The organism is Streptomyces sp. 7-21, from assembly GCF_016741785.1.
Classification (GTDB): Bacteria; Actinomycetota; Actinomycetes; order Streptomycetales; family Streptomycetaceae; genus Streptomyces.
In genome coordinates this window covers 66,349-83,370 of record NZ_JAERRL010000020.1, presented here as the reverse complement: position 1 = coordinate 83,370, position 17,022 = coordinate 66,349, and the positions used below count along the sequence as shown (strand labels likewise).

The following is a 17,022-nucleotide window of genomic DNA, read 5'->3' as shown; positions in this document are numbered from 1 at the left end:
ACGGCCGGCGCAGCCGCCGTATACGAAGAACTACTGCCCGACATGGAGCGGGTGCTGGGCCCCGACCACCCCAACACCCTGCTCACCCGCAAGAACTTCGCTGCCTTGCAAGATGACCTGGAGTCCAATTGATGTGGATTGCCATGCTGCCCGCCGCCCGTCTGGTGGCTCCGGCGTAGTCGTCACCAGGGCAACGGTGAGGTGTGTTCTGGATGCGATGGCCCGTGTGGGTGCGTGGACCATGCCGCCGTCGTCGGCGTAAAAAGCAGGCGGGTGGATGGTGTGTCAGGTGCCGTGGAGAGGTGTGGTGTTGTTCCGGGTTCCGGAGTCGCACGGGTAGCAGCTACGGCGTGGACGGCGTCAAGGCGGTTGCAGGGGGGTGAAACCGCCAGGGCGGCCGTCGACCCGAGTGTGGCTGTAGCAGGCCGTCCGCGGCAGGGGAAGCGGCCCTAGTCCGCCAGGCCGTAGACGCGGCAGGCGGTGGCGGAGAAGACGGCGTCGCGTTCGTCCGGCGACAGCCCGGCGGTCAGTTCCTCGGCGGCGGCGACCCAGCGCTCGTAGCCGGCCGCGAGCGTGCACACCGGCCAGTCGGAGCCGAACATCAGCCGCCCGGGCCCGAAGGTGTCCAGCGCCGCCTCGGCGTAGGGCCGCAGCCCGGCCGTCGTCCAGCGAGCCCAGTCGGCCTCGGTGACCAGGCCGGAGAGCTTGGCCACGGTGTTCGGCAGCGCGGCCAGGCGCGCCAGGTTGGTGGCCCAGGGCTCGAAGGCGCCCGCGGCGATGGGCGGCTTGCCCAGGTGGTCCAGCACGAACGTCAGCTCCGGCCGCCGCTCGGCGGCGGCCACCGCCGCGGGCAGCTGGTCCGCCGTGATCACCAGGTCGTAGACGAGCCCGGCCTCGGCGACGGCCGCCAGGCCGCGCTGCACGTCGGGGCGGAGCAGCCATCCGGGGTCGGGCTCGGACTGCACCTGGTGGCGGATGCCGGCCAGATGCGCGCCGCCCGGCAGCTGGCGCAGCCTGGCGAGGGCGTCGGCGATGCCCGGGTCGGTGAGGTCGGCCCAGCCCACGACCTTGGCGACCAGGTCGCTGTCTGCCGCGAGCGCCAGCAGCTCCGGGGTCTCCTCCGGCACCGTGACCGTCTGGACCACGACGGTGGCGGTGACGCCGGCGGCCCGGGCCGCGGGCTCCAGGTCGGCCACCGAGAAGTCGCGGCGGATCGGCGCCATCGCGGGCCCGGTGATCCAGTCCTGGTCGCGGACGGACAGGTCCCAGACGTGGTGGTGGGCGTCGACGCGCGGCATGGCGGTCAGTCCTCCTCGGAGCCGGGGACGGGGACGTGCGGCGGCAGCAGGCCCTCGGCGCGCAGCTCCTGCCACAGCGCGGCGGGCACGGGGTGGTGGAACATGTCCACCGCGTCCCGCACCTCCGCTGCCGACCGGGCGCCCACCAGCACGCTGCTGACCGCCGGGTGGCCCAGCGGGAACCGCAGCGCGGCGGCGCGCAGCGGCACGCCGTGGCGGGCGGTGACCTCCTTCAGCCGCCGGGCACGCCGCACCATCTCCTCGGGGGCGGCGCGGTAGTTGTAGACGGCGCCGGGGCGGGGGTCGGCGAGCAGGCCGCCGTTGTAGACGCCGCCGATGATCACGCCGGTGCCGCGTTCGGCGGCGGCCGGCAGCAGCTCGGCCAGCCCGTCCTGGTCGAGCAGGGTGTAGTGGCCGGCGAGCAGTACCGCGTCCACGTCGGTGTCGCGGACGAAGCGGGTGAGCATCGCGGCCTGGTTCATGCCGGCGCCGATGGCGCCGACGGTGCCCTCGGCGCGCAGCCGCTCCAGCGCCGGGTACGCCTCGGTGAAGGCCCACTCCTCGTGGTCGTCGGGGTCGTGGAGGAGCACGAGGTCCACCCGGTCCAGCCCCAGGCGCTCCAGGCTGCTCTCCAGGGAGCGGCGCACCCCGTCGGCGCTGAAGTCCCACACCCGGCGGTGGGTGGCGGGCAGCCCGGGGAAGCCGTCGGCGGCGTCGTCCCCGCTCGGCTCGTCGACGGGCACGAGCAGGCGGCCGACCTTGGTGCTCAGGGCGTACTCGCCGCGCGGCTTGCCGGCGAGTGCCCGGCCCATGCGCCGCTCGGACAGGCCCAGGCCGTAGTGGGGCGCCGTGTCGAAGCCGCGGATGCCCGCCTGCCAGGCGGCCTCGACGGCGGCCAGGGCGTCGGCCTCGCTGACGGAGGCGCCGTAGCCGCCCAGTGGCGCGCCGCCGAGCGAGAGCCGGGTGAACGTGACGCCGCCGCGCCCGAGCGGGCGGCGGTCCTGCGCGCGGGGGGACCGCATGGTGGTGCCGCCTTCCTGTGGGTCCGGTCGTTCGTCGGGTCAGGTGCGCGGGGAGGGACGCAGCCGCAGGCCGGCCATGCCGCCGTCCACGGCCAGGGCGGTGCCGGCGGTGGCCCCGGCCTGCGGGCTCGCCAGGTAGGCGATGGCGGCGGCGACCTCCTCGGCGGTGACCAGCCGGCCCATGGGCTGGCGGGCCTCCAGCGCGGCCCGCTCCGCCTCGGGGTCGTCGGCGGCGTCGAGGAGCCTGCCCACCCAGGGGGTGTCGGCGGTGCCGGGGTTGACGCAGGTGACGCGGATGCCCTCGGCGAGGTGGTCGGCGGCCATGGCGAGGGTGAGGGAGTACACCGCGCCCTTGCTGGCGGAGTACAGGGCGCGCTGCGGCAGCCCGGCGGTGGCCGCGATCGAGCAGGTGTTGACGATCGCGGCGTGGCGGGAGGCGCGCAGCAGCGGCAGCGCGGCGCGGGTGGTGCGCACGATGCCCAGCACGTTGACGTCGAAGACGCGGTGCCACTCCTCGTCCGGGTTGTCCTCGACGGTGCCGGCGGCGCCGATGCCCGCGTTGTTGACGAGGACGTCCAGGCCGCCGAGGTCTTCGCCGGCCTGGCGCACGGCCGCGCGCACCGAGGCGTCGTCCCGCACGTCGGCGGCGTAGGCGCGGATGCCGTCGCCGGGCTCGCCGGGCCGCAGGTCCAGCACGGCGACGCGGGCGCCTTCGGAGGCGAGCAGGCGGGCGGTGGCCAGGCCGATGCCCGAGCCGCCGCCGGTGACGAGGGCGGCGAGTCCCACGAACCGGCTCATGCGTCACCTCCGGCGTTTTCTCCGGCGTTTTCTCCGGCGGCACGCTCGGCGGCCCAGAACGTGCCGTCGGGGAAGGCGTACGTGGTGAGCGCCTCGGGCCGCAGGGCGGCGGAGAAGCCGGGCGCGGTGGGGGCGGCGTAGTGCCCGGCCTGGATCCGCACCGGGTCGGTGAAGTGCTCGTGGAGGTGGTCGACGTACTCCAGGACGCGGTTGTCGGTGGTGCCGCTGAGCGCCACGTAGTCGAACATCGCGAGGTGCTGGACCAGCTCGCACAGGCCGACCCCGCCGGCGTGCGGGCAGACGGGGACGCCGAAGCGGGCGGCGAGCAGCAGGATCGCGAGGTTCTCGTTGACGCCGCCGACGCGGGCGGCGTCGAGCTGGAGCACGTCGATGGCCCCGGCGGCGAGCAGCTGCTTGAACATGACGCGGCCGTGGGCGTGCTCGCCGGTGGCGACCTTCACGGGTGCGACGGCGCGGCGGATCGCGGCGTGGCCGAGGATGTCGTCGGGGCTGGTGGGCTCCTCGATCCAGTACGGCTCGAACTCGGCGAGCGCCCGGGTCCACTCGATGGCCTCGGGCACCTCCCAGCGCTGGTTGGCGTCCATGGCGATCCGCACGCCGGGACCGACGGCCTTGCGGGCGGCGCGGAAGCGGCGGATGTCGTCGTCGAGGTCGGCACCGACCTTCAGCTTGATCTGGGTGAAGCCGTCGGCGACGGCCTGGGTGGCCAGGCGGGTGAGCTTCTCGTCGGAGTAGCCGAGCCAGCCCGGGGAGGTGGTGTAGGCGGGGTAGCCCTGCTCCTGGAGGCGGGCGGCGCGCTCGGCGGCGCCGTCCTTGCCGCGGCGCAGCAGGTCCACGGCCTGGTCGTACGTCAGCACGTCGCCGAGGTAGCGCAGGTCGGCCTGGCCGGCGAGCCACTCGGGGTCGGCGTCGGCCAGCAGCCGCCACAGCGGCTTGCCCTGGCGCTTGGCGGCCAGGTCCCACACGGCGTTCACCACGGCGCCGATGGCCATGTGCATCACGCCCTTGTCGGGGCCCAGCCACCGCAGCTGGCTGTCGCCGGTCAGCTCCCGGTACAGGGCGCCGGGGTCGGCGCACAGCGCGTCGGCGTCGCGGCCCGTCAGGTAGGGCGCCAGCGCCTGGATCGCCGCGGTCTGGACGTCGTTGCCGCGGCCGATGGTGAAGGCGAAGCCGTGGCCCTCGGGGCCGTCGCCGGGGCCGGTGTGCAGGATGACGTAGGCGGCGGAGTAGTCGGGGTCGGGGTTCATGGCGTCGGACCCGTCCAGCTCCCGCGAGGTCGGGAAGCGTATGTCGTAGGTGTCGACGCCGGTGATGCGCAGGGGTGTTGCGGGCATGCGGACCTCTTGTGGTTGGGCCGGGGCTCGTCGGCACCCTAGAGGCGTGTCTGTACACGCACAAGCGCACGTGAGGGGCTGTTTTCCCGCCGTCAGCCGTCGGCGGGGCGCGCGCTGAGCGGCTTGTCCGCGCGGGCCGGCCCCGCGGCGGGCCGGACGGCGACGGCCTGCCACCACGGCGCGGCGGGCACGTCGCCGCCGGGCTCGAACGACTCACCCAGGCGCGGCAGCGCGACCGCCACGCCCGCCTCGGCGGCGGCGCGCACGGTGCGTTCCGCCGGCTCCTCCCAGGGGTGCAGCGCGAGGTTGAAGGTGCCCCAGTGGATCGGCAGCATCACGCCCGCCGGGCTGCCCTGGGAGAGGTCGGTGTGGGCGCGGACGCCTTCCTCCGGCGTCATGTGGACGTCCGGCCAGTACCGGGTGTCGTAGGCCCCGATCTGCATCATCGTCGCGTCGAACGGGCCGTGGTCGCTGCCGATGGCGGCGAAGCCGGGGAAGTAACCGGTGTCGCCGCTGTGGAAGACGCGGTGCCGGGGCCCGGCCACCACCCAGGAGGCCCACAGCGTCCTGGCGTGGTTGCGCAGGCCGCGGCCGCAGAAGTGCTGCCCGGGGGTGGCCGTGAGCGTCAGGCCGCCGACGCGCGCCGATTCGTGCCAGTCCAGCTCGCGCAGCCGGGCGGGCGGCACGCCCCAGCGCTCCAGGTGGGCGCCGACGCCCAGCGGCACGGCGAAGACGGTGTCCGTGCCGGCCAGCGCCCGGACGGTGGGCAGGTCGAGGTGGTCGTAGTGGTCGTGGGAGATGACGACGGCGTCCAGCGGCAGCAGGTCGGCCAGCGGCACCGGCACCGGGTGCAGCCGCTTCGGCCCGGCGAAGGTGAACGGGGAGCACCGCGTGCCGAAGACGGGGTCGAACAGGACGCGGTGCCCGTCGATCTCGGCGAGGACGGTGGCGTGGCCCAGCCACGTCAGCCGCAGGCCGCTCGCCGGGGCGGCGGCGCCGGGTGCCGCGGCGGCGGGCCGCACCAGCGGCGGCGGCGCGGCGGGCGCCCGCCGGACGCGGTCGGCGCGGCGCAGCAGCTGCGGCAGCATCGACAGCATGGCGCCGGGGGTCATGGTGCGGGTGGGCCGCTCGTTGCGGAAGGCCCCGCCGCGGAACTGCGGCGAGCGCCGCACGCGCTCCAGGCGCTCCCCCGCGGGCTCGGCGCCGAAGGCCGCCGGCCGCGGCCACCGCGCCCGCCAGCCGCGCGGGGCTGCCGCGGCGGGCTGGCCGGAGGTCTGGCCAGCGGGCTGGTCAGAGGGGGTGGGTGCGGGAGACGACGAGGAACTCGTCACGTGGGGTCCTCCTGGGCACGCTTGACGTCACTGTAGTAGATGACTCCCCACGCGCCCCGCAGGTTTATTTGGAGAAGTCATATCGTTGGACCGATAGTGGGGGCATGTCTCCCACGGCCCCTCCCACCGTCGTCGTCATGGGCGTCTCCGGTGTCGGCAAGACGACCGTCGCCCGGCTGCTGGCCGACCGGCTGCGCGTGCCGTTCGCGGAAGCGGACGACTTCCACCCCCGGGCGAACATCGAGAAGATGTCCGCCGGCATCCCGCTCCAGGACGAGGACCGCTGGCCGTGGCTGGAGGCGATAGGGCGCTGGCTGCGGGAGCGCGACGAGGCCGGCAGCGGCGGCGTCGTGACGTGCTCGGCGCTCCGGCGCGTCTACCGCGACAAGCTGCGTGAGGCCTCGCCCGGGGTTTTCTTCCTGCACCTGACCGGCTCCGAGGAGCTGATCGGCTCCCGGATGAAGGCGCGCAAGGGGCACTTCATGCCGCCCGCGCTGCTGCGCTCGCAGCTGGAGACGCTTGAGCCGCTCCAGGCGGACGAGGCCGGCGCGGCGCTGGACGTGGGCCCGGCGCCGGAGCAGCTGGCCGAAGCGGCCGCCAGGGTGATCCCGGCGGCCTGAGCCCAGGTGCCCCAGGTGTTTCCCGGGCCCGTTCGCTTCACGGTTGCACCGGGCGCGCCCGCAGGGCTCCCCCGCTGTGGCCGCATCCCGGCCGAATCGGCATGCGCCCCGTCGCCGGCCCGCCGTAGACTCGGTAATCAAGCACGAGGAATGACACCGAAGGACGGATGAGCGGGGTATCCGTCCGCCCTTCGAGCCGCGGTCCGTCGATCCTGCCTTTCGGGAATGCTGCGTATGCGAAGCGCTGGTGTGCTGTGGCACGGCCTGCTGCGGCGGCTGCGGGAGCAGCCATCCGCCTCGGGACGGCCGCCGCTGGTCAGAGAGCTGCTGCTGGTCTCGGTGATCTACCTGACCTACAAGCTCGGCCGGCGCGTCGCGAACGGGCAGTTCACCGACGCCTACGACAACGCTGACTTCATCTGGGGCCTGGAGCGGGCGCTGCGGCTGCCCAGCGAGGCGGACGTGCAGACTCTGCTGCTCCAGGCCGAGCCGCTGATACGGGCGATCAACGTCTACTACGCCACCGTGCACTTCCCGGCGACCGTGCTGTTCCTCGCCTGGATGTACTGGCGGCGGCCCGGCTACTACGTGTGGATCCGGTGGGTCCTCACCTGGCTGACCGGCGCCGCGCTCATCCTCCATCTGCTGGTGCCGCTGGCGCCGCCCCGGCTGTTCAGGGCGACCGGCATGGTCGACACCGGCGTGGTCTACGGGCCCGCCGTCTACGGCAAGCCTGAGCCGGACTCCATGGCCAACCAGTTCGCGGCCATGCCCTCGCTCCACGTCGGCTGGGCGCTGGTGATCGCGATCGGGCTGATCGTCGCCACGCGCAGCAGGTGGCGCTGGCTGTGGCTGCTGCACCCGGGGATCACCCTGGTCGCGGTGGTCAGCACCGGGCACCACTACTGGATGGACGGCATCGTCGCCAGCCTGCTGCTGGCCGGCGTGCTGCTGATGGTGCGGCCCGCGCTGCCCTCCGCGCCCGAGGACCCGCCGGTGCGCGCCGGGGCCGTGCCCGCGGGCGACCCGCCCCGGCGCGCGCCCGCCGAGGCGGTGCGCCAACCCGCCCCCTGAGCGCCCCCTGCCGGGACTCAGGCTCTCTTGTGGGGCGCGAGAGCGCGGCCATATGGTTGATCCGCCGCACAACTCCCATGATCACGACATAAGTTGACACCGCATCGTGCGGCACGCTGGATCAGCCGGCCCGGGGAGGGACCCGCATGACCGCTCGTGGACGCCACCGCCGCTACAAGCCCAGCGCGGTCTCGCGCGCTTCGCTCAGCGTGACGGCCAGCGGCGCGGGGCTGGCCATCCCGCTGATCGGCGCCAGCTCGGCCAGCGCCGCGTCCGTGGACACCTGGGAGGCGGTCGCCGAGTGCGAGAGCGGCGGCGACTGGAACATCAACACCGGGAACGGCTTCTTCGGCGGGCTCCAGTTCCAGCAGAGCACGTGGGAGGCGTTCGGCGGCACCCAGTACGCGCCCCGCGCCGACCTCGCCACCAGGGACCAGCAGATCGCGGTCGCCGAGGAGGTCCTGGCCGGCCAGGGCCCGCAGGCGTGGCCGACCTGCTCGTCGGTGGCGGGGCTCACCCGGGGCGGGCCCGCGCCCGACGTCGACCCCGGCGGCCCGGCGGCGGACAGCGAACCGGCAGCGGACCGGGACGACGGCGCGGACGGCACCGGGGCGCGGCAGGCGTCCGCTCCCGCCTCGGACACGGCCCGGCCCCGGCAGAGCGGCGGCGGCCCGGACACCTACGAGGTGGTCAGCGGCGACACGCTGTCCGGCATCGCGGCCGAAAAGCGGGTCCCGGGCGGCTGGCGGTCGCTGTACGAGATCAACCGGGAGGTCGTGGGCGCCGACCCCGACCTGATCTTCCCGGGCCAGCGGCTCAGCCTGCGCCCGTCCGGGGCGGAGGACGAGCGGGACCGCGGCGAGAGCGCCAGCAGCCAGGGCAGCCGGCGTTCCTCCCAGAACGGCGGCGGCTCCGGCCAGCGGGACAGTGATCGCGAGCAGGACCGCGAGCAGGACCGGGACCGCGGCCAGGAGCGGGAGTCGTCCGGCTCCGAGCGGGGCGGCGGCTCACAGCGCTCGGCGGACAACGGCGGCCAGTCCGCCGCCTACACCGCCCCGGTGGACGCCGCGATCGGCACGCCGTACCGCGCGACGGGCGGCTCCTGGTCCCTCGGCTACCACACCGGCACCGACTTCCCGGTGCCCACCGGCACGTCGGTCAGGGCGGTGACCGCGGGCGAGGTCGTCTCCGCGGGCTGGGCCGGCTCCTACGGGTACGAGGTGATCATCGCGCACCCGGACGGCACGTACAGCCAGTATGCTCACCTCTCGGCGATCTCCGTCTCCGAGGGACAGCCCGTCACCAGCGGGCAGCGGATCGGGCGTTCGGGCTCCACCGGTAACTCCACCGGCCCGCATCTGCACTTCGAGATCCGCACCGCGCCCTCATTCGGCTCCGACATCGACCCGGTGGCGTACCTGCGGGAAAAAGGCGTCTCACTCTGACACGTGACCGAATCCAGGCGGTCGTGGCTTGTTCTCGCCGGTCCGGCGGACGGGATGATCGGGACAGACCGCTCGATAGCATCCCACGAAACGGACGCCCCGCCTCCATTTCCTTCCCAGACCAAGCGGTGGATCAGTACCCTCAAGCACCGGGGGGCCAATTCGCGCATATGCAGGGAACATTGGAGACGCCGTGGAACGACCCGCCTGGGCGCCGCCGGGAATCGATCTTTCCGTGCCGAGCGTTTCCCGCATGTACGACTACTACCTCGGAGGCTCACACAATTTCGAGGTGGACCGGGAGGCCGCCAGGAAGGCCATGGCGGTGTTCCCCGGGCTCCCCAAGGTCATGCAGGCCAATCGCGCCTTCATGCGCCGTGCCGTGCGGTACCTGATATCCCAGGGCATCACCCAGTTCCTGGACATCGGCTCCGGCATCCCCACGTTCGGCAACGTCCACGAGATCGCGCAGGAAGCCAGCGACCAGGCGCGCGTCGTCTACGTCGACAACGACCCGGTCGCCGTCGCCCACAGCAAATCGGTGCTCGGCGACGATCCCCGCACCGGCGTCGTCGCGGGTGACTTCCTCGAGCCCCGCTCCATCCTGGACAGCGAGCCCGTCTCCCGGCTGCTCGACCTCGACCGCCCCGTGGCCCTGCTGCTGGTCGCGCTGCTGCACTTCATGCGGGACGAGGACCGGCCGTACGAGGTGCTCGCCGAGTACCGCCAGGCGCTGGCCCCCGGCAGCTACCTGGTCATCACCCACGCCGCGGCATCCGATCCCGGCACGCGCAAGCGGGGCGCCGCCGTCACCGACGTCTACCGGCGCGGCGGCTCCACCCTGGAACTGCGGTCCCGCGACGACATCGCGCGCTTCTTCGAGGGCTTCACGCTCGTGGAGCCGGGCCTGGTCACGCCCCCCGAGTGGCGCCCCGAGAGCCCGCTCGAGGACGAGGATCCCGTGGTCTTCAACGGGTTGGCGGGAGTAGGGCGCAAGGCGTGACTTCATCCGCAACCCAGCCGCCCGCGCATCCCGGCGACGGCTGCCACGGCGAGACGCCGGACCGCCTCGCGGCCTTCGCCGAGACGTGGTGCCGCGCGGTCTACCCCGGCACGGCCACCTCGATGACCCGCGCGGAGTTCAAGGACCTGCTCACGGCGCTCGCCGGGCGCCTCGCCTCAGCGCTGCGCGCCGACCCGTTCGACCCCTCCCCCGGACACGCCGTCGGCCAGGAGCTGGTGCGGGCCCACTGCACCGCACCCGAGATCCTGCCCCGGGTGCTTGAGGTCCTCGACACCCGCCTGGCGGCCAGCTGCGGAGCCGACGCCGCGCTCGGCCAGGACCGGGCCCGCAACCGGTGCGTGCGGCTCCAGCACGCGCTCGCCGAGGGCTTCGCCCAGGCGCTGCGCGAACGCACCCGCAAGGAGCAGGAGGCGCTCTCCCGCGCGGCGCTCGACGCCCAGACCGAGATCGCCCGCGCGCTCCACGAGAGCGAGACCCGCTTCCGGGCGGTGTTCAAGGACGCGGCGCTCGGTATCGGCATCGCCGACATGGCGGGCAACATCCTCGATGTCAACAGCGCCCTGGGCCGCATGTTCGGCAGCGCCAGCCGGGTCCGCAGCCGCAACGTCCTGGAGTGGACGCACCCGGACGACTCCCCCGAGGTGTGGCGCATGCAGCGGGAGCTGATGAACGGCGAGCGGGACCACTACCAGGTCGAGAAGCCCTACGCCCGGCCCGACGGCACGGTGCTGTGGACCAACCTGACGGTCTCGCTGCTGCGCGACGCCGAGGGCAACCCGCGGTACATGCTGGCGATGCTGGAGGACATCTCGGAGCGCCGCCTGCTGAACCTGCGGCTGCGCTACCAGGCGACCCACGACGCGCTGACCGACCTGCCCAACCGCTCGTTCTTCTTCGAGCGGCTCGAACAGGCCCTCGCCCCCGGCTCCGGCTGCTCCCGGATCGGCCTGTGCTACCTGGACCTTGACGGTTTCAAGGCGGTCAACGACAGCCTGGGGCACGCCATGGGCGACCAGCTGCTGATCGGGGTCGCCGAGCGGCTCCAGGCCTGTGCCTCGGGCCCCGGCCAGATGCTCGCCCGCATCGGCGGCGACGAGTTCGTGGCCCTGGTGACCAACCCGTCCTCGCCCGCCGCCGTGACGGCGCTGGCCGAGCGCGCCCTGGACGCGCTGTCCACGCCCGTCTCCGTCGGGGAGCGCGAGCTGATGGTGCGCGCCAGCATCGGCGTGGTCGAGGGCCCAGCCAAGGACCTCACCTCGGCGGAGGTGCTGCGCAGCGCGGACATCACGATGTACCGCGCCAAGGCGGAGGGCGGCAACCGGTACGTGCTGGCCGACCCCGACGCCGACGCGCGCGCCATCAGCCGCCACCACCTCACGCACCACCTGCCCGCCGCGCTGCGGGGCTGCGAGTTCTTCATCGAGTACCAGCCGCTGGTGAAGATGGAGGACGGCAGCCTGGAGGGCGCCGAGGCGCTGGTGCGGTGGAGCCATCCGCGCCACGGCGTGCTGGGCCCCGACCGGTTCATCCCGCTCGCCGAGCACACCGGGCTGATCGTGCCGCTGGGCCGCTGGGTGCTCCAGGAAGCGGTGCGCCAGGCCCGCCGGTGGCAGGTCAGCCGGATCGGGGGCCACCGCCCGCTGAAGATCAACGTCAACCTCTCGCCCCGCCAGCTCCACCATCCGGACCTGGTCGAGGACACCGTCACGGTGCTGGAGGAGGCCGGGCTGCCGCCGGACGCGCTGTGCCTGGAGGTGACGGAGACGGCGATGATCCAGGCGGACGAGCAGGAGCTCAAACCGCTGCGCGAGCTGGCGGACCTGGGCGTGGGCATCGCCCTGGACGACTTCGGCACCGGCTACTCGAACCTGGCCAACCTCCGCCACCTGCCCGCCAGCACGCTCAAGCTGGACCGTTCCTTCACCGAAGGGCTCCAGCAGGAGCCGGCGGACCCGGTCGACCTGAAGATCGTGGAGGGCATCGTCTCGCTGGCGCACACCCTCCAGCTGTCGGTGACGGTCGAGGGCGTGGAGACCTCCTCGCAGGCGTCCCAGCTGCGGGAGCTGGGGTGCGACACGGCGCAGGGCTGGTACTACGCCAGGCCGGGCCCGCCCGAGCGGCTGCCGCAGGCCGTCTAGGCCGTCAGGCCGCGACCCGCAGCCGCCGGGGCGGGCGGCCGCGCGGCTCCGGCAGCCGCAGCGGCCCGGCGCCCGGGGTGAACGACCCCAGCAGCGCGGGGGCGCGGGCGCCGGTGGCGGACGGCAGGCTGCCGGGCAGGCCGTGCAGGCTGAGGAAGCCCAGCAGGGCAAACAGGTACGCCTCCTTGGCGTCCGCCGGCAGCCCGTGCGCGGCAGAGGTAGTGACGCGGGCGGGGGCGGCGAGGGCGCCGATGCGCGCCATCAGCGTGGGGTTGCGCACCCCGCCGCCGGAGACGACCAGCTCCTCCAGCCGGTGGGCGCGGCAGGCGTCGGCGACGAGGCGGGCGGTCAGCTCGGTCAGCGTGGCGGCCAGATCGTCCAGCGCCAGCGCGCGCCCCTCGGTGTGGCGCCGCAGGTAGCCGGCGTGGAACAGCTCCTTGCCCGTGGACTTCGGCGGCGGCAGCCGGTAGTAGGGCTCCGCGAGCAGGGCGGCCAGCAGCGCGGCGTCGACACGGCCGCGCGCCGCCCTGGCGCCGCCGGTGTCCATGCGCGCGGCGCCGCCGGTCGCCTCGGCCACGGCCGCGTCCAGCAGCGCGTTGGCCGGGCCGAGGTCGTACGCCAGCGGCGGGCCGCCGTCGTCCCCCGGGATGGTGAGGTTGGCGATGCCGCCGAGGTTGAGGGCGCCGCGCCGCCGGCCGTCGCCGGGCAGCCACAGCGCGTCGAGCATGGCGGCCAGCGGCGCCCCGTGCCCGCCGCGCGCGATGTCCCGGGTGCGCAGGTCGGAGACGACGGGCAGCCCGGTGGCCTCGGCGATCCAGGCGGGCCCGCCGAGCTGGAGCGTGCCGTGCGCCCGCCCGCCGTCCACCCAGTGGTAGATGGTCTGGCCGTGGGAGGCGACCAGCCCGGCGCGGCCTCCGGCCAGCTCGGCGTTGGCGCGGGCGGCGGCCTCCCCGAAGAAGCGGCCGAGGCGGGTGTCGAGGCGGCACAGCGCGGCGGCGGACGTGGCAGCGGGCGGCAGACAGGCGGCCACCTCGTCGCGCAGGCCGGGCGGGAACGGCTCGCCGCGCGCCCCCAGCGGCCGCAGCACCACGGTGTCGGGCTCCTCGAACCACAGCGTGGCCGCGGCGGCGTCCACCGCGTCGTGCGAGGTGCCGCTGAGCATGCCGATGACCGTGCACGCGCCGCCGGCCGGGCCGCCGGGAAGCTCGGTGAAGTGGCCACCCGTGTGCTCGGTAGGATGAGTGGGGCCCATAACGGTGACCTGTCACGCTCCGTGCTCGTGGGCGCTCCCGCGTGGCACACACGCGCGGCCCGGTTCTTCGTCCTTCTTACACATTGGAGCATCCGAGGATGGCCCGACACCTCATCACCAGCGCGCTGCCCTACATCAACGGGATCAAGCACCTGGGGAACATGGTGGGCTCGATGCTCCCCGCCGACGTCTACGCCCGGTATCTGCGGCAGCGCGGCCACGAGGTGCTGTACATCTGCGCGACGGACGAGCACGGCACCCCGGCGGAGCTGGCGGCGAAGGAGGCCGGGCTGCCGGTAGCGGAGTTCTGCGCCCGGCAGCACGACGCGCAGAAGGCGGTCTACGACGGCTTCGGCCTGGCCTTCGACTACTTCGGCCGCACCTCGTCACCGCAGAATGTCGAGATCACGCAGCACATCGCGCGGCGCCTGGCGGAACACGGCTTCATCGAGGAGCGGACGACGCGGCAGGTGTACTCGCTGGCCGACGGCCGGTTCCTGCCCGACCGCTACATCGTCGGCACCTGCCCCCACTGCGGCTACGAGTCGGCGCGCGGCGACCAGTGCGAGAACTGCACGCGCGTGCTCGACCCGACCGACCTGCTCGACGCGCGGTCGGCCGTCAGCGGCAGCACCGAGCTGGAGGTGCGGGAGACGGCGCACCTGTACCTGCTCCAGTCGAAGCTGGAGCCGGAGGTCGAGCGGTTCGTGCAGGCCGAGGGCGGGAAGTGGCCGACGCTGGCGTCCTCGATCGCCCGCAAGTGGCTCACCGAGGGGCTGCACGACCGCGCCATCACCCGCGACCTGGAGTGGGGCGTGCCGGTGCCCGCCGACACCTGGCCGCGGCTGGCGGAGGAGGGCAAGGTCTTCTACGTCTGGTTCGACGCCCCCATCGGCTACATCGGTGCCACCAAGGAGTGGGCGGACGCCGCCGGGGAGGGCGAGGAACGCGACTGGCGTTCCTGGTGGTACGACGCGGACGGCTCCGTGCGCTACACGGAGTTCATGGCGAAGGACAACGTCCCGTTCCACACCGTGATGTTCCCGGCGATGCAGCTGGGCACCCGGGAGCCGTGGAAGAAGGTCGACTACATCAAGGCGTTCAACTGGCTGACGTACTACGGCGGCAAGTTCTCCACGTCGCAGAACCGCGGCATCTTCGCCGACACCGCCCTGGAGCTGCTGCCCGCCGACTACTGGCGGTACTTCCTGATGGCGAACGCCCCGGAGTCGGACGACGTCTCCTTCTCGTGGGAGCTGTTCTCCTCGGTCGTCAACAAGGACCTGGCCGACACCCTGGGCAACTTCGTCAACCGGGTGCTGTCGTTCTCCCGCAAGCGCTTCGGCGAGGAGGTGCCCGCCGGGCACGAGGCCGGGGACGCGGAGCGGCGGCTCGGCGAGGAGATCGCGCGCCTGCTGGCGGAGTACGAGGAGCACATGGAGGCTCTCCAGTTCCGCAAGGCCGCGTTCGCGCTGCGGGCGCTGTGGAGCGCGGGGAACTCCTACCTGGAGGAGAAGGCGCCCTGGCTGGAGATCAAGTCGGACCGGGACGCGGCGGCCCTGACGCTGCGCACCGCGATGAACCTCATCCACGTCTACGCGGTGGTCTCCGAGCCGTTCATCCCGTTCACCGCCGCCGCCCTGCGCGGGGTGTTCACGCTGCCGGAGGACTCGCCCGCGGGCCCCGCGCAGCGGTGGGTGACGCCCGGCCAGGCCCGCGCGCTGGACGCGATCCCCGCGGGGACGCCGTTCACCGTGCCGCCGGTGCTGTTCACCAAGATCACCGAGGACGACCTGGCCGCCTACCGCGAGCGTTTCGGCGCCGACTCCGACTAACCGGGCCCCAGGTCACGGGCCTGCTCAAGCAGCTGGCCGGTCAGCCTGGCCGCTCCGCTCTTGGCGGCGGCCAGGCCCTCGCGCCCCCACGGCCGCGGCGTGTGGTCGACCGCGGCGAGCGTGCCGAGCGCGATGCCCGACGGGTCGAGCAGCGGGGCGCCGGCGTACGCGCGGATCCCGGCGGCCTCCACCAGCGGGTTCCCGGCGAACCGCGGGTAGGCCCGCACGTCGTCGAGGACGAGCGCCCGGCGGCGCGCGACCACGTACGGGCAGAAGCCGTACTCGCGCGCCATGGTCCTGCCGCGCACCATGCCCGGCGGCGCGTGCAGCCCGGCGAAGAACTGCTGCGCCGCGTCGACGAGGGTGACGACGGCGCACGGCGCGCCGGTCTCCTCCGCCAGGCGGCGGGCCGCCTCGTCGCACGCGCGCAGCGGCTCCGGGCCGATGCCCAGCTCCCGCAGCCGCTGGGCGCGCAGCGGCGCGTCCGGGTCCTCGGGGACGAGAACCAGCCGGCTGGTGTGCCGGTGGTACGCGGTCAGTGGCACGGCGGCTCCGTGACGGACTCGCGCGCCGCGACGGGCGGCGCGCCGAACGGGTGCGGCCTGACCGGGGCGCCGCCCTCCCCCGCCCCGTACACGTCGAGCCGGGGGCCCAGCACGTCGTGGGGCACGGTCACCACGGCCCGGACCCCGGCGTAGACGTTGCTGAGCAGCCGCACCGTGACGCCGTGGCGGCGGGCGAGTGTGGCGACGACGGCCAGGCCGACGCGGCCCGTTTGCAGCAGCTCGGCCGCGTCAGCGTGCGAGGCGCCCGCGAGCAGGGCGTTCATGCGGCCCTGTTCGGCCGCGGTCATGCCCAGGCCCCGGTCGTCGACCTCGACGGCGAGCCCGGCGGCCACCGGCAGCGCCCGCACCTCGACCTGGGTCTGCGGGGCGGAGAACCGGGTGGCGTTCTCGACCAGTTCGGCCAGCAGGTGGGCGAGGTCCGCGGCGGCGTGGCCCCGGACGGTGAACGGCGGCGGCGCGGCGAGCCGGACCCGGGCGTAGTGCTCGACCTCGGCGGCGCAGGAACGGAGCACCTCGCCGACGCTGACGGGCCGCGTCCACGGGTGGCGGGAGACGGCGCCGCCCAGGACGGCGAGGTTCTCGGCGTGGCGGTGGATGCGGGCGGCCTGGTGGTCGATGTGGTGCAGGAACTTCAGCAGGCCGGGGTCCTCCACCTCATCCTCCATCTCCGCCAGGTAGTCGGTCTGGCGGTGCACGCAGGACTGCACGCGGCGCGCGAGGTCGACGAAGACGTCGGTGCGGTCCGCGCCGCCGGGCGCCTGGGACCGGCCGGCGAGCGCGGCGGCCTCGGCGACGGCGGCGCCCGCCGCCTGGCGGCTGGCGGTGATCTCCTGGCGGAGCTGGTCGAACGCGTCGTGCGGCGGGTCGGCCAGCGGCGGCTGCGGCGGCGCGGTGACGGGCTCGCCGCGCTCCAGTTTCCGCAGCAGGGCGTCGAGTTCGACGCGCCCGCGGGCGGCCTGGCGGCTCAGGCCGGCCAGCAGCGCGGCCTGGGTGCCGCTCTCGCTCGCGGCGGCGACGGCCGCGCCGGCCACCACCGCCCCGGTGAGCAGGGCGGCGCCCGCCAGGATGCCCCAGCGGGCGGCGGGCGGCGCGTCCGGGCCGGCGGCCAGGACGCACAGGACGGCGGTGGCCGCCAGCAGCGCGACGAGCGCGGCGGGAGCGACGGCGAGCAGCAGGAGCGGCCGGGTGGGCCGGGAGGCGGGACGGGCGCCAGGAGGGGGGTGTGCGGGCATCGGCGTCCTCGGGGATCGGGGCGATGGGGTGC

Annotated in this window: 14 protein-coding genes; 6 read left to right on the top strand and 8 right to left on the bottom strand. The window is 74.3% G+C overall.

The genetic code is table 11. The annotated features are described in order from the left end of the window. Nucleotides 1-449: 449 nt before the first annotated feature. The 5 genes from JK356_RS20685 to JK356_RS20665 form a co-directional block, all read right to left on the bottom strand. Nucleotides 450-1,298, bottom strand: a complete 849-nt coding sequence (locus JK356_RS20685) for an amidohydrolase (protein ID WP_201870195.1) — start codon at nucleotides 1,296-1,298, stop codon at nucleotides 450-452. A 5-nt stretch (nucleotides 1,299-1,303) separates the two neighbouring features. Continuing rightward, complete coding sequence (locus tag JK356_RS20680; protein WP_201870194.1) at nucleotides 1,304-2,320, bottom strand: aldo/keto reductase; 1,017 nt, start codon at nucleotides 2,318-2,320, stop codon at nucleotides 1,304-1,306. Between the two features lie 39 nt (nucleotides 2,321-2,359). Next, nucleotides 2,360-3,118, bottom strand: coding sequence for an SDR family NAD(P)-dependent oxidoreductase (locus tag JK356_RS20675; protein WP_201870193.1), 759 nt, complete (start codon nucleotides 3,116-3,118; stop codon nucleotides 2,360-2,362). Continuing rightward, a complete protein-coding gene (locus JK356_RS20670) occupies nucleotides 3,115-4,473 on the bottom strand; it encodes an enolase C-terminal domain-like protein (protein ID WP_201870192.1) in 1,359 nt (452 codons plus the stop codon). The genes JK356_RS20675 and JK356_RS20670 overlap by 4 nt, the downstream gene beginning before the upstream one ends. 92 nt (nucleotides 4,474-4,565) lie before the next feature. Further along, a complete protein-coding gene (locus JK356_RS20665; protein ID WP_236671676.1) occupies nucleotides 4,566-5,654 on the bottom strand; it encodes an MBL fold metallo-hydrolase in 1,089 nt (362 codons plus the stop codon). Nucleotides 5,655-5,908: 254 nt separating this feature from the next. On the opposite strand from JK356_RS20665, the gene JK356_RS20660 reads away from it, so the two are divergent. From JK356_RS20660 to JK356_RS20640, 5 genes are all read left to right on the top strand, one after another. After that, nucleotides 5,909-6,424: a gluconokinase gene (locus JK356_RS20660; protein ID WP_201870190.1), complete on the top strand. Its 516-nt coding sequence runs from the start codon at nucleotides 5,909-5,911 to the stop codon at nucleotides 6,422-6,424. Nucleotides 6,425-6,658: 234 nt separating this feature from the next. Then, entirely contained in the window at nucleotides 6,659-7,498 is an 840-nt protein-coding gene (locus JK356_RS20655; RefSeq protein ID WP_201870189.1) for a phosphatase PAP2 family protein, read from the top strand. Nucleotides 7,499-7,644: 146 nt separating this feature from the next. Further along, a complete protein-coding gene (locus tag JK356_RS20650; RefSeq protein ID WP_201870188.1) occupies nucleotides 7,645-8,943 on the top strand; it encodes a transglycosylase family protein in 1,299 nt (432 codons plus the stop codon). A gap of 193 nt (nucleotides 8,944-9,136) precedes the next feature. Continuing rightward, nucleotides 9,137-9,946 (top strand): SAM-dependent methyltransferase, encoded by an 810-nt coding sequence (locus JK356_RS20645; RefSeq protein WP_201870187.1) that lies wholly within the window; start codon nucleotides 9,137-9,139, stop codon nucleotides 9,944-9,946. After that, the gene (locus tag JK356_RS20640; RefSeq protein WP_201870186.1) at nucleotides 9,943-12,105 is read left to right on the top strand and encodes a bifunctional diguanylate cyclase/phosphodiesterase; all 2,163 of its coding nucleotides are present in this window, start codon (nucleotides 9,943-9,945) and stop codon (nucleotides 12,103-12,105) included. Before JK356_RS20645 ends, JK356_RS20640 begins: the two co-directional genes overlap by 4 nt. 4 nt (nucleotides 12,106-12,109) lie before the next feature. Here JK356_RS20640 and JK356_RS20635 read toward each other — a convergent pair whose 3' ends face one another. Beyond that, nucleotides 12,110-13,267, bottom strand: coding sequence for an anhydro-N-acetylmuramic acid kinase (locus tag JK356_RS20635; RefSeq protein ID WP_236671663.1), 1,158 nt, complete (start codon nucleotides 13,265-13,267; stop codon nucleotides 12,110-12,112). Between the two features lie 188 nt (nucleotides 13,268-13,455). Between JK356_RS20635 and metG the strand changes: the two genes are divergently transcribed. Beyond that, a complete protein-coding gene (metG, locus tag JK356_RS20630; protein ID WP_201870184.1) occupies nucleotides 13,456-15,192 on the top strand; it encodes a methionine--tRNA ligase in 1,737 nt (578 codons plus the stop codon). On the opposite strand, the gene JK356_RS20625 is transcribed toward metG, so the two are convergent. Next, nucleotides 15,189-15,737, bottom strand: a complete 549-nt coding sequence (locus JK356_RS20625) for a GAF domain-containing protein (RefSeq protein WP_307815811.1) — start codon at nucleotides 15,735-15,737, stop codon at nucleotides 15,189-15,191. The genes metG and JK356_RS20625 overlap by 4 nt on opposite strands. Then, nucleotides 15,728-16,990 (bottom strand): sensor histidine kinase KdpD, encoded by a 1,263-nt coding sequence (locus JK356_RS20620; protein WP_201870183.1) that lies wholly within the window; start codon nucleotides 16,988-16,990, stop codon nucleotides 15,728-15,730. Before JK356_RS20620 ends, JK356_RS20625 begins: the two co-directional genes overlap by 10 nt. Nucleotides 16,991-17,022: the final 32 nt, after the last annotated feature.